Here is a 14,260-nt window from a genome sequence, read left to right on the forward strand (position 1 = left end):
AGCGGTTTTCATGATAAAAAACCACCGCCCGACTTAAGGCGGTGGTTTTCTTTTTGGAAGGATCAGGAATGAATTCAACAATCTGGCTTGCCCTGGCGCTGGTACTGGTGTTTGAAGGCCTTGGCCCGATGTTCTATCCGCGCGCATGGCGTCGCATGATTGCCTCCCTGAGTCTGCTGCCGGATCATATTTTGCGTCGTTTTGGCGGTGGGCTTGTGGTTGCGGGAGTGGTGATCTACTACATGTTGAGGAAAACGATTGGCTGAGGCAAAAGAGGGCATTTTGCTGCCATTTTGCCCGGAAAAAGTGCTGAATCTGAAAAAAAGCGGTGGTAGAATCCATTTTTAAGCAAACGGTGATTTTGAAAAATGGGTAACAACGTCGTCGTACTGGGCACCCAATGGGGTGACGAAGGTAAAGGGAAGATTGTCGATCTTCTGACTGAACGGGCTAAATATGTTGTGCGCTACCAGGGCGGTCACAACGCAGGCCATACTCTCGTAATCAACGGTGAAAAAACCGTCCTCCATCTTATTCCATCAGGCATTCTTCGTGAAAACGTCACCAGCATCATCGGTAACGGTGTCGTGCTGTCTCCAGCTGCGCTGATGAAAGAGATGAAAGAACTGGAAGACCGTGGTATCCCGGTTCGTGAACGTCTGCTGCTGTCTGAAGCATGCCCGTTAATCCTCGATTATCACGTTGCGCTGGACGTTGCGCGTGAAAAAGCGCGTGGAGCGAAAGCCATCGGCACCACTGGCCGTGGTATCGGGCCAGCATACGAAGACAAAGTTGCTCGTCGCGGTCTGCGCGTTGGCGACCTGTTCGATAAAGCGACTTTCGCCGATAAACTGAAAGAAGTGATGGAATATCACAACTTCCAGTTAGTGAACTTCTACAAAGTGGAAGCGGTTGACTACCAGAAAGTGCTGGACGATGTGATGGCGATTGCCGACATCCTGATCGCGATGGTCGTCGATGTTTCCGATCTGCTGGACCAGGCGCGCAAACGCGGCGACTTCGTGATGTTTGAAGGTGCACAGGGTACGCTGCTGGATATCGACCACGGTACTTATCCGTACGTAACGTCTTCTAATACCACCGCAGGCGGCGTCGCCACCGGTTCTGGCCTTGGCCCACGTTATGTCGATTACGTACTGGGTATCATCAAAGCTTACTCTACGCGTGTGGGTGCGGGTCCGTTCCCGACCGAACTGTTCGACGATATCGGCGAGTTCCTGTGCAAACAGGGTAACGAATATGGCGCGACCACCGGTCGTCGTCGTCGCACTGGCTGGCTGGATACCGTTGCGGTACGCCGCGCGGTGCAGATCAACTCCCTGTCTGGCTTCTGCCTGACCAAGCTGGACGTGCTGGATGGTCTGAAAGAAGTGAAAATCTGCGTGGGCTACCGCATGCCGGATGGCCGCGAAGTGACCACTACGCCGCTGGCGGCAGACAACTGGGAAGGTATCGAGCCGATTTACGAATCTATGCCTGGCTGGTCTGAATCGACGTTTGGCGTTAAAGAACGCAGCGGTCTGCCACAGGCAGCGCTGAACTACATCAAACGTATTGAAGAACTTACCGGCGTGCCGATCGATATTATCTCTACCGGCCCGGATCGTACGGAAACGATGATCCTGCGCGACCCGTTCGACGCATAATGCTGTTCCGGGGCGTGTTGATCGCGCCCCGTTTCCTCGCTTTTTTTACCCTTCTGTTCAAATAAATTAGCGGCCTGACAGCTGGCTGGTTTATCATCAATAGAGTTAATACCTGTGGGTATCTCACCCTTTCCCATTTATTGAGGTTGATGTGCAGTTAACAAGCTTTACCGATTACGGTTTACGCGCCCTGATTTACATGGCGTCGCTGCCGGAAGGGCAAATGACCAACATTACTGAAGTAACGGAAACGTATGGTGTGTCCCGTAATCATATGGTTAAGATAATCAATCAGCTCAGTCGTGAAGGCTATGTCGCGGCTGTCCGTGGGAAAAACGGCGGGATTCGCCTGGGTAAACCGGCGCAGGATATTCGTATTGGTGATGTTGTGCGCTCCCTCGAACCCCTTTCGCTGGTCAATTGCAGCAGTGAATTCTGCCATATCACCAGCGCCTGTCGCCTTAAAATGGCGCTTTCCAAAGCCGTGAAAAGTTTTCTCAAGGAGCTGGATAACTACACGCTTGCCGATTTGGTTGAAGAGAATCAACCGCTTTACAAATTATTGCTGGTGGAATGACGAAAATTTCCGCCAGAGCTGACAACGGAGGAACCGCAATGTCACAAGATCCTTTCCTCGAACGCGAATCTGAAAAATACACCAACCCCATTCCCAGCCGCGAATTCATCCTCGATCACTTAGCAAAACGCGAAAAACCCGCCAGCCGGGACGAACTGGCCATTGAGCTGAACATCGAAGGCGAAGAACAAAACGAAGCGCTACGCCGCCGTCTGCGCGCCATGGAGCGCGACGGACAACTGGTCTTTACCCGCCGCCAGTGCTATGCCTTACCGGAACGCCTGGACCTGCTGAAAGGCGTGGTCATTGGCCACCGCGACGGTTACGGCTTCCTGCGTGTAGAAGGGCGTAAAGACGATCTCTATCTCTCCAGCGAACAGATGAAAACCTGCATCCACGGCGATCAGGTACTGGCGCAACCGCTCGGTGCGGATCGCAAAGGCCGCCGCGAAGCGCGCATTGTGCGTATTCTGGTGCCGAAAACCAGCCAGATTGTTGGCCGCTACTTTACCGACGCCGGCGTGGGTTTTGTGGTGCCGGACGACAGCCGATTGAGCTTTGATATTTTAATCCCGCCGGAAGAGATCATGGGCGCGCGCATGGGCTTTGTGGTGGTGGTTGAGCTGACGCAGCGACCGACCCGTCGCACCAAAGCGCTGGGGAAAATCGTCGAAGTACTTGGCGATAATATGGGAACCGGCATGGCTGTGGATATGGCGCTGCGCACCCACGAAATCCCCTACCTGTGGCCGACAGAAGTTGAAAAACAGATTGCCGGGCTGAAAGAGCAAGTGCCGGAAGAAGCGAAAGTGGGTCGCGTGGATTTACGCGATCTGCCGCTGGTCACCATCGACGGCGAAGATGCCCGCGACTTTGATGACGCCGTGTTCTGCGAGAAGAAACGCGGCGGTGGCTGGCGCTTATGGGTAGCCATTGCTGATGTCAGTTACTACGTGCGCCACGGCACCGCGCTGGATAACGAAGCGCGCAACCGCGGCACGTCGGTCTACTTCCCGTCGCAAGTGGTGCCGATGCTGCCGGAAGTGCTCTCTAACGGTTTGTGTTCCCTGAACCCGCAGGTGGATCGCTTGTGCATGGTCTGCGAAATGACCATCTCAGCAAAAGGCCGTTTAACCGGCTTTAAATTCTACGAAGCGGTGATGAGTTCGCATGCGCGTCTGACCTATACCAAAGTGTGGCATATCCTGCAGGGCGATCAGGATCTGCGCGAGCAGTATGCGCCGCTGGTGAAGCACATCGAAGAGCTGCATAACCTGTATAAAGTCCTCGACCAGGCGCGTGCAGAGCGTGGCGGTATCTCGTTTGAGAGCGAAGAAGCGAAGTTTATCTTCAATGCTGAGCGTCGCATTGAACGTATTGAGCAGACCCAGCGCAACGATGCGCACAAACTGATTGAAGAGTGCATGATCCTCGCCAATATCTCCGCCGCACGCTTTGTGGAGAAAGCCAGCGAGCCTGCGCTGTTCCGTATTCACGATAAACCTTCTAACGACGCGATCACGGCGTTCCGCAGTGTGCTTGCTGAGCTGGGTCTGGAGCTGCCTGGCGGCAACAAACCGGAGCCGCGCGACTATGCAGAGCTGCTGGAGTCCATCGCCGATCGTCCGGATCATGAGATGCTGCAAACCATGCTGCTGCGCTCTATGAAACAGGCGATCTACGATCCGGAAAACCGTGGTCACTTTGGGCTGGCGCTACAATCCTACGCACACTTTACCTCGCCGATTCGCCGTTACCCGGATCTGTCGCTGCACCGCGCCATTAAATATCTGCTGGCGAAAGAGCAGGGGCTGAAGGGCAACAGCACCGAAACCGGCGGCTGGCATTATAGCATGGAAGAGGTGCTGCAACTGGGCCAGCACTGTTCGATGACCGAACGCCGCGCTGATGAAGCTACACGTGAAGTGTCGGACTGGCTGAAATGCGACTTTATGCAGGATCAAGTAGGCAACATCTTCCCGGGTGTGATCGCCAGCGTGACCGGCTTTGGTTTCTTTGTACGCCTGGATGATCTGTTTATTGATGGTCTGGTGCATGTCTCTTCGCTGGATAATGACTACTACCGCTTTGACCAGATTGGCCAGCGTCTGATTGGCGAATCCGGTGGGCAGACTTACCGTTTGGGTGACCGCGTGCAGGTGAAAGTTGAAGCGGTCAATATGGACGAGCGTAAGATCGACTTCTCGCTGATCTCCAGCGAACGCGGTCCGCGTAATGTCGGTAAAACCGAGCGTGAGCGCAGCAAGAAAGGCCCGGCAGGTAAAAAAGTCGCCGGGAAAAAACCGCCGCGCCGCCAGATGGGCAAAAAGGTGAACTTTGAGCCGGACAGCGCCTTCCGCGGCGAACCGGGGAAAGGCAAACCGAAAAAAGCCAAAAAACCGTCGGCGAAGACGCAAAAAATCGCCGCCGCCACCAAAGCAAAACGTGCGGCGAAAAAGAAAGTCGCGCAGTAATATTCCCGAACCCCTTCCCGTGAAGGGGTTTTTTATGGTTAGTTATTTTCTGCAAATCGATATTTAGTATTTATCGTTAGCCTGCGCAGCCAGATGTATATAGTGAATACCCATCTCTTATTCACCGAATAAAAACCGAAGCCTTTTCGCTTCGGCATATCTCTGTTTTGCAAGGAGCGATTATGCATCTGGCCCGTTTTCCCCGCCTGACATTAGGTCATTTCCCAACGCCGTTGGAACCGCTGAATAATTTAAGCGCGTTACTCGGTGGCCCTAAATTATGGATCAAACGCGACGACGCCACGGGTCTTGCGACCGGTGGCAACAAAACCCGCAAATTGGAGTTCTTACTGGCGGATGCGCTGGCGTCAAACGCCGACGTCATCATTACCCAGGGGGCGACGCAATCAAACCATGTGCGCCAGACTATCGCCGGGGCGGCGAAACTCGGGTTACCGACCAAAGTGCTGCTGGAAAAGCGGGTGACGGATTTTGGCGAAGAGTATCAGCGTTCCGGCAACATCCTGCTGGACGACTTGCTCGGCGGCGAGATTGTCGCGCATCTGCCGGGCGGTACGGACATGCAGCAGGCCATGGAAGAGCTGGCGCAACAGTTGCGCGAGCAGGGGCACAACCCGTACGTCATTCCCGGCGGCGGTTCCAACCCGATCGGTGCGCTGGGCTACGTTGCCTGTGCTGAAGAGCTGCTGTTCCAGTCCTCCCAGTTACGTTTGCGCATTGACAGCGTGGTGCACGCGACCGGCAGCACCGGTACACAAGCCGGGCTGGTGGCCGGGTTCAGCGCCACCAATAGCCAGGTGCCGGTACTGGGCATCAGCGTTCGCGCGCCGAAAGCGAAGCAGGAAGAGAACGTCTGGACGCTGGCATCGCGTACCCGCGAGCTGCTCGGCGTGAAGGGGGAGCTGCCGCGCGAAGCGGTGGTGGCTAACAGTGATTACGTTGGCGATGGCTACGGTCTGCCGACAGAAAGCATGCTGGAAGCGCTGACGCTGTTTGCCCGTCATGAAGGTATTTTGCTTGATCCGGTCTACTCCGGAAAAGGCGCGGCCGGGCTTATTGATTTGATCCGTAAAGGTCACTTTAGCCGTGACGAAAACGTGGTGTTTATTCACACGGGTGGTTCGGCCGGATTATTTGGTTATCGCCAGGTGCTGGAGGCGCACGCCCGCCATGGCTAAGCCCTTTTTGCTCGGCGTGTTGGGCGGCATGGGGCCGCTCGCCACGTTGGATTTCCAGCATAAATTGCTGGATGCCACTCCCGCCGACAGCGATCAGCAGCAACTGCCATCGGTAGTCTGGAATGTGCCGCAGGTTGCCGACAGGCAAAAAGCCCTCGCCGGGCTGGGGCCATCGCCGTTGCCGCAATTACTGCTCGGCATCGAAACGCTTAATCAGGCTGGTGCCAGCCATATTGTGATCCCCTGTAATACGGCGCATCACTGGTTTGATGAACTCAGCCGCGCCAGCGCGGCGCCGTTGCTGCATATTGTTGATGCCACTCTTGAAGGACTGGTGGCGCTGCCGCAAAAACCGCAGCGGGTAGGGCTGATAGCCACACAAGGCACGCTGGATGCGGGTTGGTACCAGCGTGCGCTGGCGCAGAAGGGCATTGAGGTGTTGCTGCCCACCGCAGACGAGTTGCAGCAGTGGTTTGTGCCCGGTTGTTATGCGGTGAAGCGCGGTGCGTTGCGTGAGGGCGGCGAGTTGCTGAGCTTACAGGCGCAGGCGCTGCTGGCGCGCGGCGCTGATCAATTGCTACTGGCTTGCACCGAGGTGCCGCTTGCACTGCATGCGGTAGCCGCACCGTTTCTTTCTCTGGCCCACGATCCGGCGCAATTACTGGCGCAGCGCTGCGCGGAAATATGGCTTGAATATCGTCATTCTTATTTTCCGCATACCCAAAGCAATAATTGGAATAAATAAAAGAGCCCCCAGTGGATATAGTGATTCAGCGCTAATAACGTCGTTTTTTAAAGGTTAAATAAAATGAAAAAAAGTCTCTGCTTATTATTGGCAGCGGGTAGCTTATGGGCCAACGCCAGCTTCGCCGCCACGCCGACGGAAGTCCGCATCGCGTATAGCGGCGGTTCACAGGTATTAATGCTGGCAAAGGCCGACGGCTCGCTGGATAAAGCCTTACACAGTCCGGTGAAATGGGTGCAATTTGCCTCTGGTGCCGATGCGTTAAGCTATTTCGCCAGTAACGCTATCGATATTGCCAATTTCGGCTCCAGCCCGGCGACTGCGGGTATTGTGCGAAAACTGCCGGTGGAAATTATCGGTGTATCGGGGGTGATTGCCAGTTATGAACGTTTAATTGGCAAAGATGGCATCAACACTATCCGTGATATCGAAGGTAAACGCGTGGCTTACCCGCCAAACTCCACTGCGCAATATGCGCTGGAAGCGGCGATAAGCGTTAACAAACTCGACCGCAGTAAAATAACGCTGTTGCCGCTGCGCCCGGCAGAGATGGTGGCGGCATGGAAACGCGGTGATATTGATGCCGGTTACGTTTGGGCACCGTTCGCTCAGGAACTGGAATCTTCTGGCGGTCATCAGGTGTTTGCCACCAAAGATCTGCAAAAAGAGGGCTACCTGATTTACAACAACTACGTGGTGCGTAAAGCCTTCGCGGAGCAATACCCGGACGCGGTGACGGCGTTCCTGCGTGTACATCAGCAAAAAGTGGATGAGTTCAAGAAAGATCCCGAACGTGCCGCTGCGATTGTCGCAAAAGAGGTGGGTGCGCCAGTGACCACTGCCGCAAACACCCTCGGCGGGCTGGAATACCCGTCGCTGAGCGAACAAGGGACGGCAGCGTGGCTGGGTAACGGCACGCACACCTCCGACAGCGGTATTGGTAAGGCGTTGAGCAAGACCTCCGATTTCCTTGCCGGGATCGGTGAGCTGCGTAAGCGCGATATCCCGGCCAACTGGGACGCGGCGATCGACTCCCGTTATATTCGTGATGCGGCGGCTACCGCGCAATGAAATTGAGTCAGCATATCGCCATTAGTGTGCTGTCGGTGGCGGTTTTCTTCGTGTTCTGGCAAGTGGCGGCGACCCGGCAGTGGGTCGATCCGCTGCTATTACCGTCATTGACCGACATTGGCCTCACGGCGGAAGAGCTGCTGGCGGATGGTTACCGGCAAGTGCCGCTGTGGCAGCATATTGTCGTGAGTCTGGCACGTGCGCTGAGCGCTTTTGCCGTCGCCATTGTGATTGGTATTCCGTTAGGGCTGTTGATGGGGTTATCCGACGGTCTGTCCGCTGTGCTTAACCCCTTCGTGCAGTTTCTGCGGCCACTGCCGAAAATCGCCCTGATCCCGCTGGCGGTGGTATGGCTGGGGATTGGTGAAGCCTCGAAATTTTTCCTGATCTTTATTGCCACCTTTTTAAGCGTAGTGGTCGGTGCCAGCGCGGCGGTAGAGCGCATCGGCCGGGCGCGTATCCGCGTCGCGCAAACCCTCGGCGCATCCAGGAGGCAGATTTTCCTGCGTGTGGTACTGCCGGATGCGCTACCGGAACTGTTTACCACCGTACGTCTGTCGATTGGCATCGGCTGGACCTCACTGATTGCCGCCGAAATGGTGGCGGCCAGTTCTGGCCTGGGGTGGATGGTGATCAACGCCAGCTCTTATCTGCGCACCGACATTGTGATGCTCGGTATTTTGCTGCTGGGCGGCATTGGCTATTTACTGGATTTATTACTGCTGGGGCTGCAACGGTGGTTAGCGCCCTGGGCGGGGAAAGAGTGATGACGGCACATATCGCACTGGAAAATGTCTCCCTGACGTTTGTCGCTAAACCACAGCCGTTTACGGTACTGGAAGATATTTCGCTGGCGTTGTCGCCAGGGGAATTTGTCGTGCTGCTTGGGCCATCCGGCTGTGGAAAATCCACCATCCTTAACCTGGTGGCGGGGTTTACAAAGCCAGACAGCGGCCAGGTGCTGGCGGGCGGTCAGACGGTGCAACAACCCGGCCCCTCGCGGGGGATGATTTTCCAGCAGCCGAACCTGTTTCCGTGGTTATCGGTGCTGGATAACGTCACCTTTGGCCCGAGGTTGGGAAAACATCACAAAGCGGAGGTGAACGCCCGGGCGCTGGAGTGGCTGGCGCGCGTTGGGCTCAAAGGGTTTGAACACCATGCACCATGGCAGCTTTCTGGTGGTATGAAACAGCGGGTGGCGTTGGCGCGCGCCTGGTTGCCCGGCCCGGATGTGCTGCTGTTGGATGAGCCGTTCGGCGCACTGGACGCACAAACGCGGCTGATGATGCAGGAGCTGTTGCGCGAAGCGTGGCTGGAAACCCGTACCACGCTGCTGTTTGTGACCCATGATGTGGAAGAAGCGCTGTTTCTCGCCGACCGCATTCTGGTTATGTCGGCGCGGCCGGGTAAGATCGTCGAGGAGATTACGCTGCCGTTTGGCCGTGACCGTGACATTGAAACCCTTGTCGGACATCCACAATACGGCGCTATCAAGCAGCATGTCCTGCATCGGGTCAGGCAGGAGGCGAAACGGCACCTGAGTTAGCGCGGGCGGGTGGTTCGTTCTGGGGCGCGTGTCGGGTATAATGGGGCCAGGTGATGACAATCACGGCCCAATAACGCGGCGCAAACCGCCCCAAATGAGTACCATCAATGAGTGAAATGATTTACGGCATCCACGCGGTGCAGGCCCTGTTGGAGCGCGCTCCGGAGCGTTTTCAGGAAGTTTTTATTCTGAAAGGCCGCGAAGACAAACGTCTGCTGCCGCTGATCCACGCGCTGGAAGCGCAAGGCGTGGTGATCCAGGTGGCGAGTCGCCAGTATCTGGATGAAAAAAGCGAAGGTGCGGTTCATCAGGGGATCATTGCACGCGTGAAGCCGGGGCGTCAGTATCAGGAAAACGATCTGCCGGATCTGATCGCCAGTCTCGATCAGCCGTTCCTGTTGATCCTCGATGGTGTCACCGATCCGCATAACCTTGGCGCATGCTTGCGTAGCGCCGATGCGGCGGGTGTGCATGCGGTGATCGTGCCGAAAGACAAATCTGCTCAACTGAATGCCACCGCGAAAAAAGTCGCCTGTGGCGCAGCAGAAAACGTACCGCTGATCCGCGTAACCAACCTTGCCCGCACGATGCGCGTGCTGCAGGAAGAGAATATCTGGATCGTTGGTACCGCCGGTGAAGCGGACCATACCCTGTTCCAGAGCAAAATGACCGGCCGTCTGGCGCTGGTGATGGGCGCTGAAGGCGAAGGTATGCGCCGCCTGACCCGCGAGCACTGCGATGAGCTGATCAGCATCCCGATGGCGGGTAGCGTTTCGTCGCTGAACGTCTCGGTCGCCACGGGCATCTGTCTGTTTGAAGCCGTGCGCCAACGCGGTCTGTAAGCGGCGAAGCGCAAAAAAACCACCCTTATTCGGGTGGTTTTTTTTACCGTTAACGCTGGTACTATTCGCGGGCAGGTATTTCACACTTATTGCGATGAAATGATCAGGATAGAAAAGATGGCATGGACTGTAGAAACACTGAGCGCAGCATTATTACAATCAGCAACGCTGGACGTAAATATTCAACGCGAAGCGGACGCCTTAATTCTGACGCTGGATGATTACGGCGACTTACAATTAAACGTGCTGTTGACCTCCCGGCAAATCATTATCGAAACCTATATTTGCCCGCTGAACGAAATTAAGCATCAGGATGCGTTTAATGCCTTCCTGCTGCGCAATCAAAAACTGTTACCTTTATCTTCTGTTGGCATCTCGCCTGTCGGCGGCGAAGAGTATTATGTCGCGTTCGGCGCACTGTCACTCAACTCGTCGATCGACGATATTCTGCTGGAAATCACCACGCTTGCTGAAAATGCGCTGGATCTCGCTGAATTAACAGATGATTTCACCCAATAACTGAGTCAGGGAGTGATGGTATGGGAATTTTAAAAAGCCTGTTTACGCTGGGTAAATCGTTTATTGCTCAGGCAGAAGAGTCGATTGAAGAGACGCAGGGCGTACGCATGCTGGAACAGCATATTCGCGATGCGCGCACGGAACTGGATAAGGCAGGAAAATCCCGCGTTGACCTGTTGGCGCGCGTGAAGCTGAGCAACGACAAGCTGGAGGATCTGCGCGAGCGTAAAGCCAGTCTTGAAGCGCGTGCGCTGGAAGCGATGGCGAAAAATGTCGATGCGGCGCTGCTCAACGAGGTGGCAACGGAAATCGCCCGTCTGGAAAACGCCATGACTGCGGAAGAGCAGGTGCTGAGCAACCTTGAAACGTCACGCGATGCGGTTGAAAAAGCGGTAACGGCGACGGCGCAACGTATTGAGCAGTTTGAGCAGCAGTTGGAAGTGATTAAAGCGACCGAAGCGATGCAGCGTGCGCAGCAGGCGGTGACGACGTCTACCATTGGCGCATCGAACAATGTGGCGACGGCGGCAGAATCGCTGAAACGTCTGCAGACGCGTCAGGCTGAACGTCAGGCGCGACTGGATGCGGCCACCCAGCTTGAAAAAGTGGCTGACGGGCGCGATCTGGATGAAAAACTCGCGCAGGCAGGCATTGGCGGCAGCGATAAAACCTCCGCGCAGGATGTGCTGGCCCGACTGCAACAGCAACAAAAACAGTGATGCTCTCTTTTCTTAAAAACCTGCTGGGGCGGCCTGATGCGGCGGCCCCGGTAAGAGGTCCGCTCGGATTGCATCTGCACGCCGGTTTCACCATCGATACGCTGCTGTTTCGCTTGTGCGAAGAGGCGTTGTTGGTCACGCTTCCCGGCGAAGAGTACACGATTGGCGCTTGCGGCAGCTTTGACCTGGGCGCGGGTTGTATGATTCACCGCTATTACACTACCGGCGATGAGTTCCTGCAAATCAGCACTTCTGGTGGTCTGGAAACCAGCAATATCGATGATATTAAGCTGTTCGTGTATGAAGAGAGCGCAGGCGTTTCCGGTGAGAAAAACTGGCGCGAGATGCTGAGCGCGAAAGTCATGGGCAAGCCATCGTTGCGCTGGCGCGACTGTCAGTGGCAGCGCGTGTTTAACGCGGAAGAGCGCGGCGATATCGAACCGATTTATACGCTGGAAACCGTCGACAACCCGGCTGGAGCACGCTGGGAAGTGCACAACTTTATGATGGCCTACCAGCGAGAAGTCACAGACGGCGTGTTTGAGTATCTATTGTTGAACGGCGAAGAGACGTTTAATGAACAAAATCAGCCCGAGTGGATCTATTCGCGCGCGCTGGGTGTTGATATTCCCCTGACATCATTAAAGGTCATAGGATAATTATGGGAACGGAAATTCATATTCTGGGTTCACTGCTGGCGTTTGGCTCGTATTTCTTTATTGGCGTCGCGATGGTGCTCTGTTTTCTTTTTGTTTATACGCGTATTACGCCCCATGACGAATGGCGGTTAATTAAAGAGAACAATATTGCCGCGTCGTTAGCATTCAGTGGTTCACTGTTGGGGTATATTATTCCTCTCTCCAGCGCAGCCATTAACTCTGTCAGTATTCCGGATTATTTAATCTGGGGCCTTATTGCACTGGTGGTGCAACTCATGGTCTACGGCGGCGTACGTCTGTATATGCCGAAGCTGAGTGACAAAATTATTCACAGTAATATTGCTGCCGGGTTATTTATGGGCGCGGCGGCGCTGGCGGGCGGGATTTTTAACGCCGCCTGCATGACATGGTAATGGATAATCATGGCCAGAAAGAGAAAGACCCGGCAAAAAAATTATACACTGTCGCCAGCGCAAAGCCGCAACCAGCGCCCGCTTTTTTCACCGCCGAAAGAGCGTAAGAGTGGGCAATACCTGACGCTGGCCATTATGGGGGGAGCCGCGTTCTTTGCGTTAAAAGGCTGTAGCGACCACAAAGATGATAATGATGGCGACGGCGTTTATTACACTTCCCAGCAGGATTGCGTCGACGACGGTAATACCGCGCAGGTGTGTAATGATGCGTGGAATAATGCGCGCATGAACTTTGAGCAAGAAATCCCGAATAATATGTCGCAGCCCTCATGCGTGCAGCAATATGATCATTGCTACTACGACAATATTGGCCAGCGCTGGATGCCAGTGCTCAGCGGTTTTTTACTCAGTAAAGCCATCAGAAAAGACCGCGATGAGCAGTATAGCTACAGCAGCGGCGGCTCAACATACTCTTCCCGCCCGGTGTGGCGTAACCGCGATGGCGACTATAGCTGGCGCTCTGGCGGCAGCACCAGCAACACCAGCGCGAGCAGCCATTATGGGTATACCACCAAAAAGGCGACCACCTTTTCCCGCGGTGGTTTCGGGCGCTCCTCCAGCGCACGTGGAAGCTGGGGAGGATAAGTATGCTACGTCATGATGTTGCCGTTCGCCCCGGGCTTGAACGGATCGCCCGCGATCATGGTTTCGACTTCCATATCATTGATAACGAAATCTACTGGGACGAGAGCCGGGCGTACCGTTTTACGCTGCGGCAAATTGAGGAGCAGATCGAAAAACCCACGGCAGAGCTGCATCAAATGTGCCTCGAGGTGGTGGATCGCGCCGTAGCCGACGAAGCCGTGCTGACACAACTGGCGATCCCGCCGCTGTATTGGGATGCCATTGCCGATAGCTGGCGCAGCCGCGATCCTTCGCTCTACGGGCGTATGGATTTTGTCTGGTGCGGCAAGGAGCCAGTCAAGCTGCTGGAATATAACGCCGACACGCCAACATCGCTGTACGAATCCGCTTACTTCCAGTGGCTCTGGATGGAGGATTCCCGGCGCAGCGGCGTTATCCCTCGCGATGCCGATCAGTACAATGCGATTCAGGATAAGCTGATCGCCCGTTTTGCCGAGATACAGGGGCGTCATCCACTCTATTTTTGTTGCTGTAAAGATACGGAAGAAGATCGTGGCACGGTGCTTTATCTGGAGGATTGCGCGCGTCAGGCGGGTCTGGATACACGCTTTATCTACATCGACGATCTCGGGCTGGGTCTTGGCGGCGTGTTGACGGATCTGGATGACAATGTCATTCGTCAGGCTTTCAAGCTCTATCCGCTGGAATGGATGATGCGCGACGAGAACGGCCCCTTGTTGTGTAAACGTCGTGAGCAGTGGCTGGAGCCGTTATGGAAGAGCATTCTCAGTAATAAGGGGCTGCTGCCGCTGCTGTGGCGTTATTTCCCTAATCATCCCAACCTGTTGCCCGCGTGGTTTGATGGCGAAAAGCCGCTGCTGGCGCCGGGTGCAAGCTATGTGCGTAAGCCGCTGTTTTCCCGCGAAGGGGGGAATGTCACTATTCTCGACGGTGCGCATAACGTCATTGATCACGAAGATGGCGATTATGGCCACGAGCCGATGATTTTCCAGGCTTTTCAGCCATTACCGCGTTTTGGCGACAGCTATACGTTGATTGGCAGTTGGGTGGTGGATGATGAAGCCGTTGGCATGGGCATCCGCGAAGACTGCTCGTTGATCACCAAAGATACCTCCCGTTTTATTCCGCATTATATCGCCGGGTAACGCCGCTTAGCCGCAGGC

General features: G+C 55.2%; 16 protein-coding genes. All 16 read left to right on the forward strand.

The annotated features are described in order from the left end of the window. Positions 1-68 precede the first annotated feature (68 nt). The 16 genes from ACQ3G7_RS08080 to ACQ3G7_RS08155 all read left to right on the forward strand — a co-directional run bounded on the left by ACQ3G7_RS08080 (position 69) and on the right by ACQ3G7_RS08155 (position 14,242). Positions 69-266 carry a DUF2065 domain-containing protein gene (locus ACQ3G7_RS08080; RefSeq protein WP_061498457.1) on the forward strand — a complete coding sequence of 66 codons (198 nt, stop codon included), beginning with the start codon at positions 69-71 and terminating at the stop codon, positions 264-266. A gap of 102 nt (positions 267-368) precedes the next feature. Next, a complete protein-coding gene (locus ACQ3G7_RS08085; RefSeq protein WP_430889466.1) occupies positions 369-1,667 on the forward strand; it encodes an adenylosuccinate synthase in 1,299 nt (432 codons plus the stop codon). A gap of 151 nt (positions 1,668-1,818) precedes the next feature. Continuing rightward, positions 1,819-2,244 (forward strand): nitric oxide-sensing transcriptional repressor NsrR, encoded by a 426-nt coding sequence (nsrR, locus tag ACQ3G7_RS08090; RefSeq protein WP_061498452.1) that lies wholly within the window; start codon positions 1,819-1,821, stop codon positions 2,242-2,244. Positions 2,245-2,282: 38 nt separating this feature from the next. Beyond that, positions 2,283-4,718 carry a ribonuclease R gene (gene rnr / locus ACQ3G7_RS08095; RefSeq protein ID WP_430889467.1) on the forward strand — a complete coding sequence of 812 codons (2,436 nt, stop codon included), beginning with the start codon at positions 2,283-2,285 and terminating at the stop codon, positions 4,716-4,718. A gap of 182 nt (positions 4,719-4,900) precedes the next feature. Continuing rightward, complete coding sequence (cuyA, locus tag ACQ3G7_RS08100; protein WP_430889468.1) at positions 4,901-5,917, forward strand: D-cysteate sulfo-lyase; 1,017 nt, start codon at positions 4,901-4,903, stop codon at positions 5,915-5,917. Next, positions 5,910-6,662, forward strand: a complete 753-nt coding sequence (cuyB, locus tag ACQ3G7_RS08105) for a cysteate racemase (RefSeq protein WP_430889469.1) — start codon at positions 5,910-5,912, stop codon at positions 6,660-6,662. Before cuyA ends, cuyB begins: the two co-directional genes overlap by 8 nt. Positions 6,663-6,725: 63 nt before the next feature. Beyond that, positions 6,726-7,733 carry a taurine ABC transporter substrate-binding protein gene (locus tag ACQ3G7_RS08110; RefSeq protein WP_263098328.1) on the forward strand — a complete coding sequence of 336 codons (1,008 nt, stop codon included), beginning with the start codon at positions 6,726-6,728 and terminating at the stop codon, positions 7,731-7,733. Then, positions 7,730-8,500, forward strand: coding sequence for an ABC transporter permease (locus ACQ3G7_RS08115; RefSeq protein ID WP_430889470.1), 771 nt, complete (start codon positions 7,730-7,732; stop codon positions 8,498-8,500). Before ACQ3G7_RS08110 ends, ACQ3G7_RS08115 begins: the two co-directional genes overlap by 4 nt. Continuing rightward, positions 8,500-9,279: an ABC transporter ATP-binding protein gene (locus tag ACQ3G7_RS08120; protein WP_430889471.1), complete on the forward strand. Its 780-nt coding sequence runs from the start codon at positions 8,500-8,502 to the stop codon at positions 9,277-9,279. The genes ACQ3G7_RS08115 and ACQ3G7_RS08120 overlap by 1 nt, the downstream gene beginning before the upstream one ends. Positions 9,280-9,386: 107 nt before the next feature. Next, a complete protein-coding gene (gene rlmB, locus ACQ3G7_RS08125) occupies positions 9,387-10,121 on the forward strand; it encodes a 23S rRNA (guanosine(2251)-2'-O)-methyltransferase RlmB (protein WP_430889472.1) in 735 nt (244 codons plus the stop codon). Positions 10,122-10,238: 117 nt separating this feature from the next. Then, positions 10,239-10,640, forward strand: coding sequence for a YjfI family protein (locus ACQ3G7_RS08130; RefSeq protein ID WP_061498428.1), 402 nt, complete (start codon positions 10,239-10,241; stop codon positions 10,638-10,640). A 20-nt stretch (positions 10,641-10,660) separates the two neighbouring features. Beyond that, a complete protein-coding gene (locus ACQ3G7_RS08135) occupies positions 10,661-11,359 on the forward strand; it encodes a PspA/IM30 family protein (protein ID WP_430889473.1) in 699 nt (232 codons plus the stop codon). Beyond that, the gene (locus ACQ3G7_RS08140; RefSeq protein ID WP_430889474.1) at positions 11,359-12,018 is read left to right on the forward strand and encodes a DUF2491 family protein; all 660 of its coding nucleotides are present in this window, start codon (positions 11,359-11,361) and stop codon (positions 12,016-12,018) included. The genes ACQ3G7_RS08135 and ACQ3G7_RS08140 overlap by 1 nt, the downstream gene beginning before the upstream one ends. A gap of 14 nt (positions 12,019-12,032) precedes the next feature. Then, positions 12,033-12,431 carry a DUF350 domain-containing protein gene (locus ACQ3G7_RS08145; protein WP_263100980.1) on the forward strand — a complete coding sequence of 133 codons (399 nt, stop codon included), beginning with the start codon at positions 12,033-12,035 and terminating at the stop codon, positions 12,429-12,431. Positions 12,432-12,440: 9 nt separating this feature from the next. Further along, complete coding sequence (locus ACQ3G7_RS08150; protein ID WP_430889475.1) at positions 12,441-13,076, forward strand: DUF1190 domain-containing protein; 636 nt, start codon at positions 12,441-12,443, stop codon at positions 13,074-13,076. 2 nt (positions 13,077-13,078) lie between these two features. Further along, entirely contained in the window at positions 13,079-14,242 is a 1,164-nt protein-coding gene (locus ACQ3G7_RS08155) for a glutathionylspermidine synthase family protein (protein WP_430889476.1), read from the forward strand. Positions 14,243-14,260 lie beyond the last annotated feature (18 nt).

Source organism: Kosakonia sp. N21 (assembly GCF_050587465.1).
In the GTDB taxonomy this organism is placed as follows: Bacteria; Pseudomonadota; Gammaproteobacteria; order Enterobacterales; family Enterobacteriaceae.

Coding starts and splice junctions, on each gene's coding strand:
- ACQ3G7_RS08080 (WP_061498457.1), top strand. CDS start 69: ATGAATTCAACAATCTGGCTTGCCCTGGCGCTGGTACTGGTGTTTGAA.
- ACQ3G7_RS08085 (WP_430889466.1), top strand. CDS start 369: ATGGGTAACAACGTCGTCGTACTGGGCACCCAATGGGGTGACGAAGGT.
- rnr (WP_430889467.1), top strand. CDS start 2,283: ATGTCACAAGATCCTTTCCTCGAACGCGAATCTGAAAAATACACCAAC.
- cuyA (WP_430889468.1), top strand. CDS start 4,901: ATGCATCTGGCCCGTTTTCCCCGCCTGACATTAGGTCATTTCCCAACG.
- cuyB (WP_430889469.1), top strand. CDS start 5,910: ATGGCTAAGCCCTTTTTGCTCGGCGTGTTGGGCGGCATGGGGCCGCTC.
- ACQ3G7_RS08110 (WP_263098328.1), top strand. CDS start 6,726: ATGAAAAAAAGTCTCTGCTTATTATTGGCAGCGGGTAGCTTATGGGCC.
- ACQ3G7_RS08115 (WP_430889470.1), top strand. CDS start 7,730: ATGAAATTGAGTCAGCATATCGCCATTAGTGTGCTGTCGGTGGCGGTT.
- ACQ3G7_RS08120 (WP_430889471.1), top strand. CDS start 8,500: ATGACGGCACATATCGCACTGGAAAATGTCTCCCTGACGTTTGTCGCT.
- rlmB (WP_430889472.1), top strand. CDS start 9,387: ATGAGTGAAATGATTTACGGCATCCACGCGGTGCAGGCCCTGTTGGAG.
- ACQ3G7_RS08130 (WP_061498428.1), top strand. CDS start 10,239: ATGGCATGGACTGTAGAAACACTGAGCGCAGCATTATTACAATCAGCA.
- ACQ3G7_RS08135 (WP_430889473.1), top strand. CDS start 10,661: ATGGGAATTTTAAAAAGCCTGTTTACGCTGGGTAAATCGTTTATTGCT.
- ACQ3G7_RS08140 (WP_430889474.1), top strand. CDS start 11,359: ATGCTCTCTTTTCTTAAAAACCTGCTGGGGCGGCCTGATGCGGCGGCC.
- ACQ3G7_RS08150 (WP_430889475.1), top strand. CDS start 12,441: ATGGCCAGAAAGAGAAAGACCCGGCAAAAAAATTATACACTGTCGCCA.
- ACQ3G7_RS08155 (WP_430889476.1), top strand. CDS start 13,079: ATGCTACGTCATGATGTTGCCGTTCGCCCCGGGCTTGAACGGATCGCC.